Source organism: Vibrio sp. 10N.239.312.C11, from assembly GCF_041466065.1.
Lineage (GTDB): Bacteria > Pseudomonadota > Gammaproteobacteria > Enterobacterales > Vibrionaceae > Vibrio > Vibrio tasmaniensis_A.
The window spans coordinates 1-17,927 of sequence record NZ_JBFSRZ010000018.1; the positions used below are offsets into that span (position 1 = coordinate 1).

A 17,927-nucleotide genomic window follows, 5' to 3' on the forward strand; every position below is an offset into this window, starting at 1 on the left:
AGATACGAGATACGAGATACGAGATACGAGATACGAGATACGAGATACGAGATATAACGATAGTTGGGGAATTTAAAAAGGTTTGTGGGTTAAAACAAAAGGAAGAAAAAAAATATCGTGGTATAGCCGGGGGGACTATACCACGGGTGCCAATGACACCTTCGCTTGCTGCCGGAGTGATATGGCTAGCCACATCACCTCTGGAATAAAATTAAAGAGAAAGAGTTTCTCTTCGATGGAGTAACTATACGGGTAGCGACTTGTTTTGCTTATAAAATTAACGACAGATGACTGTGAGAAAACCGACATTATTATAAGTTGTTGATTATTAGTGTTTTACTGTTTTTTGGTTGACGCGTACTAGTGAGGTAGTCCCCACTAATTGTTGAAAGTAACGTTTTTGACGTAAACGTTTTTAACGAAATTTACGAGAGTGTATTTTCGAAAACATTGATTTCACACAATAGAATTGTGGGTATGTGCGTGTATTATGTCGGTAATAACAATCTTTCTCATTATCAATCTCGAACTGGGTACTTATGAAACTCTCACAACTAGAGCAAGGAAAAGCGGCTTCTATTGTTGCACTTACAGGTTTAACACCAGACGTTAGAAAAAAACTAATGGTTATGGGCATGTTGCCAAAAACCGAGGTGACACTTATCCGTCGTGCACCTATGGGTGATCCGCTTCAAGTTGAAGTGAGAGGTGTTTCTATAGCCATTCGTGAAAGCATTGCAGAACAAATCGAGGTTATCTAAATGGATTATCAAGTTCTTACTGTTGGTAACCCTAATAGTGGTAAAACAACATTATTTAACGCATTAACTGGCGCAAAACAGCACGTTGGTAACTGGGTTGGTGTGACCGTAGAAAAGAAAACCGGTTTATATTCGCACGCTGGTGATCAATTCCAGTTAACGGATTTACCAGGCATTTATGCACTAGACAGTGGTAATGATGCAAACAGTATCGATGAGTCTATTGCATCACGCGCCGTGCTTACTCACCCCGCGGACGTGATCATCAATGTTGTTGATGCTAGCTGTTTGGAAAGAAGCTTATACATGACATTACAATTGCGAGAGTTGGGTCGCCCAATGATCGTTGTATTGAACAAAATGGATGTATTAAAGCGTGAGCGTCAGGTGATTAATCTTAAGGCTCTAGAAAAAGAGCTAGGTTGCCCGGTTCTAAGCTTGTCAGCAAACGATAAAGGACAAGTGGTTCGTTTTAAAGAGCGTTTGCATAAGCTTCTGGTTCAAGGTGTGAGTCTTGATCCTATCTCGATTGATTACGATGCCGCGTTAGAAGCTCTTATTCCTTCTGTTGAGTCACAATTTGATGATGCTGACGTATCTCACCGAGCGCTAGCGATTCGTGCTTTAGAAAATGATTACTTGGTATTGAATGGTTTGGCCCCACAAACTCGCACTCAAATTGATAGTGTGCGTCTTGGTGCCGATTTCGATATTGATCTTGCTGTTGCTGACGCTAAATACACTTTCTTACATGAACTTTGTAAACGAGTTCGTCGCAGCGAAGGCAAACTGAGCCGTAATTTCACAGAGAAAGCCGATCAATTCATTTTGAATAAATGGGTCGGGATTCCTTTCTTCTTCGTCATCATGTACCTAATGTTTATGTTCTCTATCAATATTGGTAGCGCGTTTATCGACTTCTTCGATATTGGTGTTGGCGCAATATTAGTTGATGGCGGACATCACTTATTAGATGGTCACTTACCGATTTGGCTAGTCACCGTTCTTGCTGATGGTATTGGTGGTGGTATCCAAACGGTTGCGACCTTTATTCCGGTGATTGCCGCGCTTTACTTATTCTTAGCGGTACTAGAAAGTTCAGGCTACATGGCCCGCGCTGCATTTGTACTGGATAAAGTGATGCAGAAGATTGGCTTACCGGGCAAAGCATTTGTACCACTTGTTCTGGGTTTTGGCTGTAACGTACCTTCTATCATGGCAACTCGTACTCTTGACCAAGAGCGCGAACGTAAACTCGCCGCATCAATGGCACCCTTTATGTCATGTGGTGCTCGTCTACCTGTATACGCACTGTTTGCTGCTGCATTCTTTCCTGGTGCTGGACAAAACGTTGTGTTCGCTCTGTACATCATGGGTATTCTGGCTTCTGTATTTACGGGCTTGTTCCTTAAAAATACTATCTATCCTGGTAGCAGCGATAGCTTGGTTATGGAAATGCCGGATTACGAATTGCCGACCGTGCAAAACGTGATGCTGAAAACTTGGCAGAAGCTGAAACGTTTCGTGCTTGGCGCAGGTAAAACCATTGTAATGGTTGTGGCAATTCTGAGTTTCTTGAATTCATTAGGTATGGACGGCAGTTTTGGTAACGAAGACAGTGAAAGTTCTGTGCTATCTAAAGCGGCTCAAGTTGTAACTCCAGTGTTCCAACCGATTGGTATTACTGAAGAGAACTGGCCTGCAACGGTTGGTATCATTACCGGTATTTTTGCGAAAGAAGCCGTGGTTGGTACGCTAAATAGCTTATACACCACACCTTCTGATGAAGAAGCGGCTGAGTTTGATCTAGCGGCAAGTTTAGAAGAAGCCGTAATGACCATTCCTGAAAACCTTGCTGGTTTGAGCTATTCCGATCCATTAGGCATTGAAGTTGGTGACTTGTCTGACTCTAGTTCTGTGGCTGCTGATCAAGAGGTTGATACTTCGATCTTTGGTAACTTGAAAGATAAGTTTGTATCAGGCCACGCTGCGTTTGCTTACTTAATCCTAATCTTGCTTTACACACCTTGTGTGGCAGCGATGGGTGCTTATGTTCGTGAATTTGGTCAGACGTTTGCCCGCTTCATCGCAGTTTGGACAATGGCACTTGGTTACTTCGGTGCGACCTTCTATTACCAAGCAGCAAACTTCGCTGTACACCCAGTAAGTAGTGCTGTGTGGATGGTGGCAATTGCTGGTGGTTTTGTGGTGACGTATCGCATCTTCAAGAAAATCGGCAGTAAGCAAAAAGCACTTGAGGTGCAAGTAGTATGATTTTAACTGAACTTCATCGATACATTGATAACGAAGGTGTTGCTGCTCGTAGTGAGCTTGCATCTAAGTTTGGGGTAAGTGAAGACGGTATCGATGCGATGCTGGGAGTGTGGGTCAAGAAAGGCAAGATATCTCGCTTGGTCGACACCAATAAGCATGGTCACACAACACGTATTCGCTACACCATCAGCAAACAAGATGGTTTGTCACTGAATGTGATGATGTAGTTCAGGTCTTCATACTCTCGTTGAAAGCGACGATATTAGACAATAAAAAAGCCGCTCACCTATTTTAGGTGAGCGGTTTTTTGTTATGTGTCTTTTCTGAACTGTCTTGTTTTAAAGCTCAATGAGACTAACTCAAATTACGCTTTCTTGAAGATAGAACTCAGCGACAAAACGTTCTGGATACGAGTATGGATTGCAGCTTGTTCTTCTTCCGTACGCTGCTCACCTTTGGTATTTCCCCATACCGGGCCTGGCCATGCGATGTCATCTTTGAAACGTGCAATATGGTGAATGTGCAGTTGTGGCACCATGTTACCTAGCGCGCCTAGGTTTAATTTGTCTGGTTGGAATGTCGCTTCTAATGCTTGGCTTACCGCTTGAGACTCAAGTAAGAACTGCTGTTGTTCTTTCATTGGTAGATGGTGCAACTCTTTTAGGTTGGCGCGTTTGGGTACCAAGATAACCCAAGGCACTGCACCGTCTTTGCTTAGCAGCGCCAAGCTTAGTGGAAATTCGCCGATAAGCGTGGTGTCTTTTGCTAACTGTGGGTGAAGTTCAAAGCTCATTATTATTATCCATTTCGATTTCTTGAAGTCATACCAATCACAGTAAGTAAATGATCAGAAATAGCGCAGGAAAAAGGTTTGAGAACAAGGCAGATTCTTTTGATAAGTAGTTACTCTACAATCAAAAATTCTAACGCAGTTATCGAGCGTTTTAACCAGCTAGGATGATTAGTTATTTACTACGATTGGTATCAGTATACGTTAGATAAAACAAAAGGTTGATGCTCTCACATCAACCTTTGTATTTATTCATTGTAACCCGAAGGGAATTACATGCGCTCTAGAGTTTCAATACCTAGAAGCGACAGACCTTGCTTGATAGTCTTAGCTGTCAGTGCAGCAAGCTTCAGGCGGCTCTGTTTAACGGTTTCATCTTCAGCCACAAGGATAGGGCACGCTTCGTAGAAGCTAGAGAATTGACCAGCAAGTTCGAACAGGTAGCTACACATGATGTGCGGTTGACCTTCACGAGCAACAGACTGTACCGCTTCTTCAAATTGTAGAAGTTTCGCGATAAGGGCTTTCTCTTTCTCTTCAGTGATTTTGATTTCACCTTCAAGAGAGTCCATAGAAATGCCTGCTTTAGCAAAGATTGAAGCGACACGAGTGTATGCGTACTGCATGTACGGTGCTGTGTTGCCTTCAAATGCCAGCATGTTTTCCCAGTCGAACACGTAATCAGTGGTACGGTGCTTAGAAAGGTCTGCGTATTTAACAGCCGCCATTGCAACTGTGTTCGCGATGGTTTTCTTCTCGTCTTCTGCTAGCTCAGGGTTTTTAGATTCAATCAGCTGAGTTGCACGTACTTCTGCTTCGTCCAGAAGGTCAGCAAGACGCACTGTACCGCCAGCACGAGTTTTAAATGGCTTGCCATCTTTACCTAGCATCATGCCGAACGCGTGGTGCTCAAGAGATACAGACTCAGGAACATAACCCGCTTTACGAACGATAGTCCAAGCTTGCATTAGATGTTGGTGCTGACGAGAGTCGATGAAGTAAAGTACGCGGTCTGCGCCCAGTTCTTCAAAACGGTATTTAGCACATGCAATATCGGTGGTGGTGTACAGGAAGCCACCGTCACGTTTTTGCACGATAACGCCCATAGGGTCGCCATCTTTGTTTTTGTATTCGTCTAGGAATACAACTTGTGCGCCGTCAGACTCTTTTGCTAGACCTTGTGTTTGTAGGTCAGAAACGATGTTTGAAAGCATATGGTTGTACATACTTTCACCCATCACATCATCACGTGTCAGTGATACGTTCAGGCGATCGTAGTTACGTTGGTTTTGAACCATGGTTACGTCAACCAGCTTTTTCCACATTTCAGCACAGTATGCGTCGCCACCTTGCAGTTTCACTACGTAGCCACGAGCTTTCACAGCGAATTCTTCGTCTTCGTCGTAAAGCTTTTTAGATTCACGGTAGAACTGCTCAAGATCTGACAGTTCCATTGAAACTTCACCAGTTTCAGCTTGGATGCGCTCAAGGTTTGCGATAAGCATACCGAATTGAGTACCCCAGTCACCAATGTGGTTAGCACGGATAACTTTGTGACCTAAGAACTCAAGTGTACGAACAACAGCATCACCGATGATCGTTGAACGTAAGTGGCCTACGTGCATTTCTTTTGCAACGTTTGGAGCTGAGTAGTCAGCAACAATCGTTTGTGCTTCTGCGGCTGAAACACCAAGGCGAGAGTCAGCAAGCGCTGCGTCTGCTTGTTGTGCCAGGAACGTTTCATCTAGGAAGATGTTTAGGAAACCTGGACCTGCGATTTCAACTTTAGAAGCGATACCGTCTAGGTTTAGAACGTCCAATACTTTTTGAGCAAATTCTCGAGGGTTAGTGCCTAGTCGTTTAGCAACACCCATAATGCCGTTTGCTTGGTAGTCACCAAATTGTGGTTTTGCAGATTGACGGACAGCCGCAGGAGAGCCTGCAGGTGCGCCAGCGGCTTCTAGAGCCTGAGATACTTTGTCATTAATCAGTGCTTGGATATTCACACGCGTTTCCTTCAATTCAAGGATGAATAAGAGTAGCCGTTATTTCGTGGGCATTAAATTTGGCTAATTATGCTTCTAGTTAACGATTTAATGCTGAAATGAACAACAGACTCTGTTTAAGTTCACAAAAATGGCGTTAATCATACCAATTTTGTGGGCTTTCTTATAGGTCGAATTGATAGAAAATTAACATTTCCTGAGGGGTTTTTGACAATCAACTTTGACCAAGCCAAGTTTGTCTATTTAGGAAAGTAAGACACGGTACTTTTTGAGTGTTTTTTGTCAAAGCAGCGCTTGTTGCTGGAAGTAAAACTGATACCATGCTGCCATTATTTGGAGAACATAGACAATGACGATGAGCCTGAAGCAAGCTGAACTAGAACCACAACAAATGATTGCACGCCTTGATACGTTTATGACGAAAATTGAGAACCTCGGAAATGTGCTGGGTTTGGATTTAAGCTTTGCTCAAGCGGATCATATTGCATTAAGAATCAATGAAACTGAGCTTGCGAAATTAGCACATCAAGCATGGTCTGAATACGGCTCTACGATTTCAGAAGCGATGATCAATGGTCGTCCCATTGTGGTGTTGGCTTTCGATAAACCATTGCAAAGCCTTGGTTGGAAGATTGAATGTTTAGAGCTTCCATACCCAGCTGAAGGCAAGGTTTACCCGAGCCAAGATTGGGAGCATGTAGAATTTGTGATTCCGTCTCACGCTCAAACGGCTGATGAGTACTTAGCGGATCTTAAAGAGACTTATCCACAGTTCGCTGCTAAGTTTGAAAATTTGGCAGATCAAGGCATTAAGATAAAACTCTCTAGCCCGAAAGGTGAGGGGGAACGTTTGAATAATCCAACGGTTGCATTCAAGCATCAAGGGATTTGCATTAAGCTGCATCCACACTCTTTGAAGAAGATTGTTGAGTCAGAACAGGCCTAATTTGATTCGAGAGTGGCTGGGAATAGATTCCTGATCTCGCCTAGGCTCGTCGGAATGACGGGGTGTTTGCCAGGTCTATCTTTAGTGCTGACAGTCTGAGTGTTCGAGGGCGCATGTTAGAGCCTATAGTTATAAGATTCATCACCGAGTTCGTCATTCCCGTAGTCGGAAATCTCATAAAGCTATTCAGATCATCAGATACAAAAAACGCGCAATGGATTAACCCTATTGCGTGTTTTTTATTGGGTTTTAACTGGAAGTCTTACCGGAAATCGAACCTCCGACCTACAAAATCACGGTCTTGTTGCCGTAAACAAACACATGATCGTTGATCACTTTGTTTAAAGCCTTGCTCAACACGTTCTTCTCTACGTCACGACCCGCTTGTGCCATGTCTTTTGCGCTGAAGTTGTGATCCACTGGGATAACATCTTGCTTGATGATTGGACCTTCATCGAGATCGTTTGTCACAAAGTGCGCCGTTGCACCAATGATCTTCACACCGCGCTCGTAAGCTTGCTGGTATGGCTTAGCACCAATGAATGCTGGCAAGAAACTGTGGTGAATGTTGATGATTTTGTGGTTGTACTTCTCAACAAACCCCGGCGTCAGCACTCGCATGTATTTAGCAAGCACTAGATAGTCCGCCTCATACTGGTCAATGACTTCAAGCATCTTCTTCTCATGTTCTTCACGGTTTAATCCTTCGTGAGAAACATGGTGGTAAGGGATATCAAAACGCTCGGTTAGGCTTTGTAGTGTATCGTAGTTACCAACTACTGCCGCAATATCAACATCTAAACTGCCATCGAAGTTCTTCATCAGAATATCGCCAAGGCAGTGTGCTTCTTTAGTTACCAGAATCACAACACGCTTACGAGATGAATCAACCAGCTTACGTTTTGTGTTTTCTGGCAGGGCTTGGTCTAAATCGGCGAGTAAGGTTTCGTCATTGAAGTAGCCCTCTAGCTCGGTGCGCATAAAGAAGTGGCCACTTGTGTTATCAACGAACTCATTATTGTGAATAATATTGAGTTGGTGCTTATAACAAATGTTGGTGATCTTTGAGATGAGGCCAGGGGCGTCAGTACAATGTGTTAATAAAGTTTTTCTTTCCATTTGCATCTTACTTCCATGAATGTTGCACTTATTATATGAAATCGGGATTCTTCAAAATTTAACGCAGGCCGTCGAACGGTGAACTGAGCCGCAGTATCACCGTTATAATTAATCTATTATCAAGTTGGTTTCAACAAATTCTGCTGCTCATTTATCGCATCGATAAATTGTTTTATATAGAAATATCAGTTTTTCGATAGAAAAAAAGGCAGAAGCTTCATTTTTCAAGTTTTGACCGTAGTACGCATTTGAACTTCAACCGAGGCATTGACGCTTTGGCCAAAAATAGAGGTGATACTTATGGATAAAGAGTTACTAGCAAAAAAACTGTACTGCAAACGAGTGAATTCATTAGCGGGAAGTACAGAGTTAGATGGTAATGTTCTAGATGAAATGTGGGAAAGTAAAACCTCACCAACCGATGCAGTGAAAGCCATGCAGCATTGCGATAATCATTTTGAAGGCGCCCCTTGGTTGTCGCGTTATCTCAGCCGAAAATAATAACGATTCTTTGATTTTTATTTCTTCAATTCTTACCTTCTAGGTAGCTTAACCCAAACCAAACACCTCCGGTGCGAAGTCATTCTTGATTCGCGCCGGCTCACTAAACCTGCCATAATTCGCCTTCTATTTTTCTAAACTTCGTACTCTATGATATCTAAAACGTTTTCTGCTGATGGTGCTTTGGGTAAAGCGATCCCTGGGTTCCAACCTCGACAAGCTCAGCTAGACATGGCTGAAGCGGTTTCACAGGCTATTGAACAACAGAGCCAATTGGTCGTTGAAGCGGGAACGGGAACAGGTAAGACGTTTGCTTATCTAGTGCCAGCACTGCTGAGTGGTAAGAAAACGATCATCAGTACGGGGTCTAAAAACCTTCAAGAACAGCTGTTTCACCGAGATTTACCATTGATGGTCGATGCGCTTGGTTTTTATGGTCAGGTTGCGTTACTCAAAGGCCGTTCAAACTATTTGTGCTTGGACAGGCTCAGTCGTCAAATGATCGAGAGCCATGGCACTCACACCGATCCAACGCTGTTAGCTCAGTTGGTGAAAGTGCGCAGTTGGTCGTCAGCGACTCAAACTGGCGATTTAGGTGACTGTGATGATATTGCTGAAGATAGCCCGGTCATTCCAACCATTACCTCGACTAACGACAACTGCTTAGGCAAAGAGTGCCCAAGCTACACCGATTGCTTTGTGCTGAAGGCGCGTAAAAAAGCGATGGATTCTGATGTTGTTGTAGTGAACCACCACTTGTTTCTCGCGGATTTAGCGATCAAAGAAACCGGGTTTGGTGAGCTGATACCTGAAGCCGATGTGTTTATCTTCGATGAAGCGCACCAACTTCCCGATATCGCTAGCCAATACTTCGGACAATCGGTTTCCAGCCGACAGATCCAAGAGCTAGCCAAGGACATTGAAATTGCTTACCGAACTGAAGCCAAAGACATGCGCCAACTGCAGAAAGTAGGGGATAGGCTCGTTCAATCGTCAGCCGATCTACGCATTGTGCTTGGCGATACGGGCTTTCGCGGTAACTGGCGTGAAGCATTGAAGTCAGAGTCGATTGCGAGAGAGTTAGTTCGCTTACAAGATGCGTTGCAATTGGCCGTTGATGTATTGAAATTAGCATTGGGTCGAAGCCAGTTGTTAGACACGGCTTTCGAGCGTGCAACCATGATTAAGTCGCGTATCGAACGTGTATGTGACGTGTCGATTACTGGTTATTCGTATTGGTATGACACCACGCCACGACACTTTGCTTTGCACATCACGCCACTCTCAGTCGCCGACAAATTCCATGAGCAGATTGAGCTAAAACCGGGTGCTTGGGTGTTTACCTCTGCAACTTTGGCCGTGTCGGACGATTTCGACCATTTCACCTCACGGCTTGGGTTAAAACCGTCAGCACAGTTTTCACTACCGAGCCCGTTTGATTACCCAAATCAGGCGCGTTTGTGTGTGCCTCGCTATCTACCAGAACCGAATAGCCCGGGCTTAGCGGACAAGCTAGTAAGAATGCTGACCCCTGTGATTGAGCAAAACCAAGGTCGCTGTTTCTTTTTGTGTACTTCACATAGCATGATGAAAGAGTTGGGGGAGCGATTCCGTGAAACGCTCTCGGTTCCAGTTCTGCTGCAAGGTGAGACAAGTAAGCAAAAAACCTTAGCCGAATTCATGGAATTAGGTAACGCATTGCTGGTGGCTACTGGCGCTTTCTGGGAGGGGATAGATGTTAGGGGCGACGCATTAAGCTGTGTTATCATCGATAAATTGCCCTTTACAGCCCCTGATGACCCTTTACTTAAGGCTCGAATCGAGGACTGTAAGTTAAAAGGGGGTGATCCTTTTGCACAGGTACAGTTGCCAGACGCCGTGATTACCTTGAAACAAGGTGTCGGCCGATTAATACGTGATAAACGTGACAATGGCGCTTTAATTATTTGCGATAACCGCTTGGTGACCCGCGATTACGGTGGTGTGTTTTTGGCGAGTTTACCGCCTATCCCACGTACCCGTGACTTAGGGATCATTAAAGAATTCTTAGCTAAAGACCATTCAACCGCTGCTGAGTAATTAGCATTGTTGATCTTAGCCATTATTTTTAGATTAGATAACGAATATTTGAGACACAAATGAGCGCGAAAATTCTTGCAGTAGATACCGCAACTGAAAACTGTTCAGTTGCACTAGTAATTGGTGACCAGGTGTTCGCACGTAGCGAAGAGGCACCTCGAGACCATACGAAAAAAATTCTACCTATGGTTGATGAAGTACTGAAAGAAGCGAATGTTGCTTTAACCGATATCGACGCGATCGCGTTTGGCCAAGGCCCGGGCAGTTTCACGGGTGTACGTATTGGCATTGGTATTGCTCAAGGCTTAGCTTTTGGTGCTGATTTGCCGATGATCGGTGTGTCTACACTGGCAGCGATGGCGCAAGGCAGCTACCGTAAATTTGGCGAAACTCATGTTGCAACAGCAATTGATGCTCGCATGAGTGAAGTTTACTGGGCTCGTTACAGCCGTGAAGATAATGGTCGTTGGACTGCGGTCGATGCGGAATGTGTGACGCCTCCAGGTGAGTTGGCTGAACAGCTTGAAGCGGACTCCAACACATGGGCGAAAGTAGGCACAGGTTGGGAAGCATATGCAGAGCACATGGGCACACTAGCGATCAACACCAAAGTGTGTGAAGTGCTATTCCCAGAAGCTCAAGACATGGCGTTCCTTGCTCAATTTGCTTATGCTGAAGGCAAAGCGGTTGCAGCTGAAGAGTCTGAGCCGGTTTACCTACGTGATAAAGTGACTTGGAAAAAACTGCCTGGTCGCGAGTAAATACGTATTATTTTGGCTCTGCAGTTTATTTTGTAGAGCCGTTATTAAAATCAGGTAATAAATTCTTTAAGCATGGTTTCAATCAACGGCTTACCTCCTTCTTCGATAGGCAATACATCTAAAACCAATCGAACCAACAAAAAGAATGAGGTAAAAAAAGGCGATGCAAAGACCTCTGTTGGTCAGCCAACAAAGGTCGCGAATGCTGTCTCGCATTCTATTCGCCAGGTCAAAGAGTCTGAGATTCACAAGGCTCAGGTTCAATATGATCTTCCAGAAGGGCGCGGACGACGTGCGATGGAGGAGTATATGGATGTGATGAATCAAGCTAAAAAAGAGGAACTTGCGAAGCTAATTGGGGTCGATATTTATATCTAGCTTTGTGTTTTCATTTATCCTGCTCTAAGGAGCTGCATTATGTATTCTCTCATATCTAAATCTCGCTTATTTTTCCTTGTCGCTTTCTCTACGATGGTGATGGGGTGCTCCTCTTTACCTAAAGAACTTAATGCAAACTCAGAACAGGTGGTAACTGACTACCAAGAGTGGGTAAACACACTACCGGATGCCGGTGATGTTCGTTTGGGTGGCGTGATTGCTAAAGTCACTAATCTGAAAGATAAAACGCGTGTTGAAGTGGTGAACTTACCTATCTCTAGTAGTGGTAAGCCTGATATTGATGCCGAACCAAAAGGACGTTTTGTTGGTTACATTGACGGCTATGTTGAACCATTGAGCTTTGCTGAGGGTCGTTTAGTTACTTTAGTTGGTACATCAAATAGCACTGAAGACGGTATGGTTGGTGAATACCCTTACACTTTCCCAGTCATGAATGTCTACAATCAACGTTTATGGCAGATCACTGAAAGAGTGGTCATTAATGACTTTGCGCCAACTTACTACTCTTGCCGCAGTTTACATTGTCGCAGCTTTCAAACCATGCCTAAGTCAGGGCGTGTGATTCAAGATGTGCAATAGTCGAACCTTAACTCGACATACCCAATGACAGGGACACCATACTATCAATGATTGAACAGTCATATTCCCTTGCGAGCGGGACACTTGCAACACAACAGATTGGCAACCCACAAACGACCGTAACGACGGTCGTTTTTATTCATGGCTGGCTAGACAATTCCGCAAGTTTTACTCAGGTCATGCAGCAAGTCTCTAAGCTTTCTCCAGATACTCACTTGGTTGCGATCGATCTTTTTGGGCACGGTTTCTCGTCGCATAAGTCGGGGAGTTACTACCCATTTCACGACTATATTGATGATTTACACCAGCTAGTGACCAAATTATCGCCAAACAGACTGGTGCTGGTAGGACATTCACTTGGTGCATTGATAGCAAGTTGCTATAGTGCCGCCTTTCCTGAAAATGTGTCAGGATTAATTCAAATTGAAGGTCACGGACCTCTTTCTGAAGCTCCCCACGAAACAGTCTCTCGCTTGAGGGATGGGGTACTTAGTCGTCTTCGACAGCGAAGAAAGCCTTCACGTCCTCTGGCAAGTCTTGAGGATGCTATTAAGCTGAGAGCTCACGCCAACCAAATTAATGCTGAATTAATCGCTCCTATTGTTGAGCGAGGTATTGTCGAGTTTGAGAACTCTTGGCAATGGCGATGCGACCCTAATCTAAAATGTGACTCGTTATATCGAATGTCACAGGCGCACGCTGAAGCGATTATGGCGGCTATTGAATGCTCTCAATTAATAATCCTAGGGAATGATGGATTCCGACATTTGCAGCATAATCGCTACAAATCAGCGCATAGTCCTCTGAATATAGAGACGATTCCTGGCGGACATCATTGTCATTTAGAGAGCCCAGAGCTAGTTTCAGAGCTAATTCTTGGTGTAGTTAACAAAATTTAAACAAGTGTTTGAGCCTTTTAGTGCTCATGCACTAAAGCTGTGCTGTAATACCGCAATGATAAAAAGCGGCGAAGCAGTCGTCAGCTGATAAACGAGGAGTAACATCGTGGATAAACCTTGGCTTTCACGTTATCCAAGTGACGTACCAGAAACGATCAACCCAGATCAGTACCAATCTCTCATTGAAATGTTTGAACAGTCGGTACAGAAGTTCGCCGACCAACCTGCATTCGAGAACATGGGATCGATTATGACATTCCGTAAGCTTGAAGAGCGCAGTCGTGCTTTTGCTGCTTACTTGCAGAATGATCTAAAACTGAAGAAAGGCGATCGTGTCGCGCTGATGATGCCAAACTTGCTGCAATACCCAATTGCACTGTTTGGTGTACTGCGTGCAGGTATGATTGCTGTGAACGTCAACCCACTGTACACGCCTCGCGAACTTGAACACCAACTGAATGACTCTGGTGCAAAGGCGATTGTTATCGTTTCTAACTTTGCGAGCACACTGGAGAAAGTCGTTGATAAAACTCCGGTTAAACACGTTGTACTCACTAGCCTTGGGCAAATGTTGCCACGAGCGAAAGGTACGATTGTCGACTTCGTAGTGAAATACGTGAAAGGGATGGTGCCTAAGTACGATCTACCGGGTGCCATTTCATTCAGAAAGGCACTTTACAAAGGCCGTCGTCTTCAATATGTGAAGCCGTTTATGGCGGGTGATGACATCGCATTCCTACAGTACACAGGTGGTACAACGGGTGTAGCGAAGGGCGCAATTCTAACGCACCGCAATATGATTGCGAACGTACTTCAAGCGAAAGGGGCATACAGCCCTGTGCTACAAGAAGGCCGTGAATTGGTGGTAACGGCATTGCCGCTTTACCATGTATTTGCATTGACAGTGAACTGCTTACTGTTTGTTGAGATGGGTGGTCGTAACCTTTTGATTACTAACCCTCGTGACATTCCTGGCTTTATTAAAGAATTACAAAAAGTTCCGTTTACCGCGATTACTGGCGTAAACACCTTGTTCAATGCGCTAGTGAATAACGAAGATTTCCACGAGTTGGATTTCAGTAACATGCGTCTGTCTGTTGGCGGAGGTATGGCGGTTCAGCGCGCTGTTGCTGAGCAATGGAAGAAAGCGACAGGTGTCCACCTACTTGAAGGCTATGGTTTAACTGAATGTGCTCCTTTGGTCACAGGTAACCCATACGATCTGAAAGACTACACCGGTGCAATCGGCCTACCAGTACCATCAACAGAAGTTCGTATTGTTGATGATGAAGGTAAAGTGGTTGGCAATGACCAAGTGGGTGAATTGCAGGTTCGTGGTCCTCAAGTGATGCAAGGCTACTGGCAACGTCCAGAAGCGACCAAAGAAGTGATCGACCAAGACGGTTGGCTATCGACAGGTGACATCGTTAAGTTTGATGACGAAGGCTTGTTGTACATCGTAGACCGTAAGAAAGACATGATTCTTGTGTCTGGCTTCAACGTTTACCCGAACGAGATTGAAGATGTTGTGGCTCTGCATGGCAAAGTGTTAGAAGTTGCGGCTATTGGTCAACCTCATGAAGTGTCAGGTGAGTTAGTTAAGATTTACGTTGTGAAACGTGACCCTAGCCTAACCAAAGAAGACATTATCGCGCACTGTCGTGAACACCTAACAGGTTACAAGATCCCTAAATTGATTGAGTTCCGTGAAGAACTACCAAAAACCAATGTAGGCAAAATCTTGCGCCGAGTGCTTCGTGAAGAAAACGACGCAGAGCTTGCCAAACGCGAAAGCGAGTAATGGTCGGGTTTGCGAGAAATTAGCCCTCGAAACCATTCAGGCGCTTAATCTAAGCGAGCGCTGAAAAATGGTGTTAGAATGCCGACAGTTAATGTCGGCATTTTTGTATTCGGCGATCAAAGTAAAATCAGTGAGAGTTTTTGTGGATTATCAAATCATTACCCAAGTGAAAGACCTTGAGCGAGTTTGCCAACAAGCACGTGAAGCCGATGTTGTTATGCTTGATACAGAGTTCGTTCGTACAAGAACCTATTACCCTCAATTAGGCTTAATTCAGTTATTTGATGGTGAAACGCTGTCACTGATTGATCCTATTGCTCTTGATGAAATGACACCGTTTGTTGGGCTATTGAAAGACACGTCAGTACTGAAAGTATTACATGCGTGTGGCGAAGATCTAGAAGTGTTCCAGAATGCATTTGGTTGTACGCCAACGCCAATGGTTGATACGCAGATCATGGCAGCCTTCTTAGGACATGGTCTTTCAACTGGCTTTGCAGCTCTCGTTTCAGAGTTTGTAGGCGTTGACCTAGATAAGAGTGAATCTCGCACCGACTGGCTAGCGCGTCCTCTTTCTCAAAAGCAACTCGACTACGCAGCAGCAGACGTTCACTACTTGATGCCAATGTACAACAAGCTTCTAGAAAAAGTGATGGAAGCGGGCTGGTGGGAAGCGGCGCAGCAAGAGTCTGATTTACAAGTGGCTAAGCGCATCCGTAAAGCAAACCCAGACAACGCTTACCTTGATATTAAAGGCGCGTGGCAGCTAAAACCTCAACAGCTAGCTATTTTAAGACCGCTAGCAACTTGGCGTTTAAAAGAAGCGATTAAGCGTGACTTAGCGCTGAACTTTGTCTTTAAAGAACAAGACCTATGGGCCGTAGCTCGTTTCGCGATGAAAGATCCGAAGCATATGGAGCAGGAAGGTTTTGATTACCGTTCTGTACGTCGCCATGGTGCGAAGATTAGCTCAATCGTGAAATTGGCTGAGCATACACCGGAAGAAGAGTACCCAGCGCCAGTAGAACGTCTAATGGACTACCCAGGTTACAAGCAACTCTTCAAAGTGCTGAAAGATGAAGTGAAAATAGCATCGCAACACAGTGGTTTAGCGACTGAGTTTTTAGCGTCGAAGAAGCAACTTAACCAAGTGTTAAGCTGGATTTGGAAGTACGATCGTAATCCTGAAAAGCTGCCAGATGTTATGCAAGGTTGGCGTTTAGGTGTGGTTGGCGAGAAGCTAAATAAAGCGATCAAATAACCAACGACTGCAATGACATTTCGATGATTCAAAGAAAAGCGACCTAATTAAGGTCGCTTTTTTATTTGGTAAAATTTAGCTAGCTACTCGGCACTTAAGCCATTCTTTGCGTCGGCTTCCAGCGTGCTAGTTCCGGATCAAGCTTGATACCTTGTGAGGTCAGCAGGTTAACACGAGCTAAGTAAGCTGCACCGTGCATCAGATGCTTAGCAAGATCAACGGCATTACGCTGCTGGTAATCATCTAGATAGCTGTCTTTTGCCCATGCGTTGAATGCGCCAAGTGCAGGACCTGCCCATACTTGGTAATCCATCTCACGGCCTTGTTCACCTGTGTTTGACCAACGACTTGAAAGACCTAAGTACCAACGGAAAATCAACGCCATTTTACGTTTCGGGTTACCTTCAGCACGCTCGATCTGTTTAGGATCGCGCTCGTTAAAGTGCGCCACAGTCCCCGCCCAAATGTCATCCAGTGTTGAACGGAATACTTGCTTCTCAAGCTTCAGACGCTCTTCTACTGGAATCGCTTCAATTGAGTCGTAGCGAGTGTAAAGTTCATACAACTTGTTCGCACGCATTGGGAATAAAGTGCCGCGCTTAACCACTTGCAGTTTCACGCCCATTTCGAACATGTCTGCTGCCGGAGCCATAGTCACGTCAGCCATTTCAGTTGTCGAAAGCAGCTTACGTGTGTGTTCGCTCGCGCCAGCCTCAACACACGCTTGGTTGATTGAACCGGTAACAATGTAAGCAGCACCCATGTTAAACGTCGCTAGAGCCGCGTCAGGCGTGCCTACGCCACCACCACAACCGACACGTAGCGGAGTTTTGAATTGGTACTGTGCTTGGGTTTGTTCTTTCAGTGCAAGAATCGTTGGCAGCAGGGTAACCAGTGGACGGTTATCGGTATGACCACCAGAATCGGCTTCTGCGGTAATGTCATCAGCCATAGGAACCAGCTGTGCCAGTTCCATCTGTTCTGCTGTGATTCGACCTTCATCAACCAAAGCTTGCAGCATTTTAACTGGAGCTGGTTGCATGAACTTACTTGCAACTTCAGTACGGCTTACCTTAGCAATAACCTTGTTGCCAATCTGAATCTCACCTTGTGCATCGCGGCTAAGGCCCGCGGCACGGTAGTGAACGATCTGCGGTGTTAGGCCTAAGAAGGCAGAAGCCTCAACCGTTTTCACTTTGTGTTTCAAAAATAGCTCTACACTGCCGCGCTCTAGAGCGGGTTCGCTTGGGCTGTGAATCAGGTTAAACGCATAAGGACCGTTTGGCAGTGCTGCTTGAATACGGTTGATCGCTTGCTCAACGCGAGACGGGATTAAGCCCGCCGCGCCAAATGAACAAAGAATGCCAGCTTGGCCAAGCGCAATCACTAACTCTTCAGATGAAATGCCGTTTGCCATTGCGCCCGCATAGTAAGCGTATTTCACGCCGTGACAGCGACGAAAATCTTCGTCGCCTAGGCTTTGTGTACCAAGTGCAGGAGCAAAGGCGCTAACAGGTTGGCTGTTCGCTGAGCTTGCTGAATCGCCCGATGCAATCTCTGCTTGTTGGCTAACACCTAACCCTTTTTCTGGGTGGTTCACGACGTAACAAGCAAGGCTTAAGTCTTTCAATATTGTCGACATTGCTGCGTTATCAAAGCGAGTTGTGCTCTCTTCGATCTGCCAAGGCCACGGAGATAGCTTTTCGTTATTGATTGTAGTTTGAGTTGTCATACTAAATTCTTTCCTAGTT

17 protein-coding genes are annotated in these 17,927 nt (G+C 44.9%); 13 read left to right on the plus strand and 4 right to left on the minus strand.

Going from position 1 to position 17,927, the window contains the following annotated elements; genetic code table 11:
* The first annotated feature begins 2 nt into the window (after positions 1–2).
* The 4 genes from AB6D07_RS09975 to AB6D07_RS09990 all read left to right on the plus strand — a co-directional run bounded on the left by AB6D07_RS09975 (position 3) and on the right by AB6D07_RS09990 (position 3,262).
* Positions 3–209 (plus strand): hypothetical protein, encoded by a 207-nt coding sequence (locus tag AB6D07_RS09975; RefSeq protein ID WP_372140714.1) that lies wholly within the window; start codon positions 3–5, stop codon positions 207–209.
* 330 nt (positions 210–539) lie between these two features.
* The gene (locus AB6D07_RS09980) at positions 540–761 is read left to right on the plus strand and encodes a FeoA family protein (RefSeq protein ID WP_004734203.1); all 222 of its coding nucleotides are present in this window, start codon (positions 540–542) and stop codon (positions 759–761) included.
* Entirely contained in the window at positions 762–3,035 is a 2,274-nt protein-coding gene (gene feoB, locus AB6D07_RS09985) for a Fe(2+) transporter permease subunit FeoB (protein ID WP_017103229.1), read from the plus strand. It begins immediately after the preceding gene.
* Positions 3,032–3,262, plus strand: coding sequence for a FeoC-like transcriptional regulator (locus AB6D07_RS09990; RefSeq protein WP_017103228.1), 231 nt, complete (start codon positions 3,032–3,034; stop codon positions 3,260–3,262). The genes feoB and AB6D07_RS09990 overlap by 4 nt, the downstream gene beginning before the upstream one ends.
* A gap of 137 nt (positions 3,263–3,399) precedes the next feature.
* On the opposite strand, the gene AB6D07_RS09995 is transcribed toward AB6D07_RS09990, so the two are convergent.
* Both AB6D07_RS09995 and argS read right to left on the minus strand, forming a co-directional pair.
* Positions 3,400–3,828: an HIT domain-containing protein gene (locus tag AB6D07_RS09995; protein WP_017103227.1), complete on the minus strand. Its 429-nt coding sequence runs from the start codon at positions 3,826–3,828 to the stop codon at positions 3,400–3,402.
* A 269-nt stretch (positions 3,829–4,097) separates the two neighbouring features.
* Entirely contained in the window at positions 4,098–5,831 is a 1,734-nt protein-coding gene (gene argS / locus AB6D07_RS10000) for an arginine--tRNA ligase (RefSeq protein WP_009847308.1), read from the minus strand.
* A 349-nt stretch (positions 5,832–6,180) separates the two neighbouring features.
* On the opposite strand from argS, the gene AB6D07_RS10005 reads away from it, so the two are divergent.
* Positions 6,181–6,777, plus strand: a complete 597-nt coding sequence (locus tag AB6D07_RS10005; RefSeq protein WP_017103226.1) for a VOC family protein — start codon at positions 6,181–6,183, stop codon at positions 6,775–6,777.
* A 285-nt stretch (positions 6,778–7,062) separates the two neighbouring features.
* Here AB6D07_RS10005 and purU read toward each other — a convergent pair whose 3' ends face one another.
* Entirely contained in the window at positions 7,063–7,896 is an 834-nt protein-coding gene (gene purU / locus AB6D07_RS10010) for a formyltetrahydrofolate deformylase (protein WP_012604522.1), read from the minus strand.
* A 300-nt stretch (positions 7,897–8,196) separates the two neighbouring features.
* Here purU and AB6D07_RS10015 point away from each other — a divergent pair, with 300 nt between their 5' ends.
* The 8 genes from AB6D07_RS10015 (at position 8,197) to rnd (ending at position 16,176) form a co-directional block, all read left to right on the plus strand.
* Positions 8,197–8,397 (plus strand): hypothetical protein, encoded by a 201-nt coding sequence (locus tag AB6D07_RS10015; protein WP_029222965.1) that lies wholly within the window; start codon positions 8,197–8,199, stop codon positions 8,395–8,397.
* A gap of 150 nt (positions 8,398–8,547) precedes the next feature.
* Positions 8,548–10,476, plus strand: a complete 1,929-nt coding sequence (locus AB6D07_RS10020) for an ATP-dependent DNA helicase (protein WP_017101291.1) — start codon at positions 8,548–8,550, stop codon at positions 10,474–10,476.
* Between the two features lie 59 nt (positions 10,477–10,535).
* Positions 10,536–11,237 (plus strand): tRNA (adenosine(37)-N6)-threonylcarbamoyltransferase complex dimerization subunit type 1 TsaB, encoded by a 702-nt coding sequence (tsaB, locus tag AB6D07_RS10025; protein ID WP_017103224.1) that lies wholly within the window; start codon positions 10,536–10,538, stop codon positions 11,235–11,237.
* A gap of 72 nt (positions 11,238–11,309) precedes the next feature.
* Positions 11,310–11,615 (plus strand): hypothetical protein, encoded by a 306-nt coding sequence (locus AB6D07_RS10030; RefSeq protein WP_017074520.1) that lies wholly within the window; start codon positions 11,310–11,312, stop codon positions 11,613–11,615.
* A 39-nt stretch (positions 11,616–11,654) separates the two neighbouring features.
* Positions 11,655–12,215, plus strand: coding sequence for a Slp family lipoprotein (locus AB6D07_RS10035; RefSeq protein WP_009847301.1), 561 nt, complete (start codon positions 11,655–11,657; stop codon positions 12,213–12,215).
* Between the two features lie 47 nt (positions 12,216–12,262).
* A complete protein-coding gene (locus AB6D07_RS10040; RefSeq protein ID WP_017103223.1) occupies positions 12,263–13,114 on the plus strand; it encodes an alpha/beta fold hydrolase in 852 nt (283 codons plus the stop codon).
* A gap of 106 nt (positions 13,115–13,220) precedes the next feature.
* Entirely contained in the window at positions 13,221–14,915 is a 1,695-nt protein-coding gene (gene fadD, locus AB6D07_RS10045) for a long-chain-fatty-acid--CoA ligase FadD (RefSeq protein WP_017096200.1), read from the plus strand.
* Positions 14,916–15,057: 142 nt separating this feature from the next.
* On the plus strand, positions 15,058–16,176 hold the full coding sequence (gene rnd, locus AB6D07_RS10050) for a ribonuclease D (RefSeq protein ID WP_032500701.1): 1,119 nt from the start codon (positions 15,058–15,060) through the stop codon (positions 16,174–16,176).
* Positions 16,177–16,270: 94 nt separating this feature from the next.
* Here rnd and pfaD read toward each other — a convergent pair whose 3' ends face one another.
* A complete protein-coding gene (gene pfaD, locus AB6D07_RS10055; protein ID WP_009847297.1) occupies positions 16,271–17,908 on the minus strand; it encodes an eicosapentaenoate synthase subunit PfaD in 1,638 nt (545 codons plus the stop codon).
* Positions 17,909–17,927 lie beyond the last annotated feature (19 nt).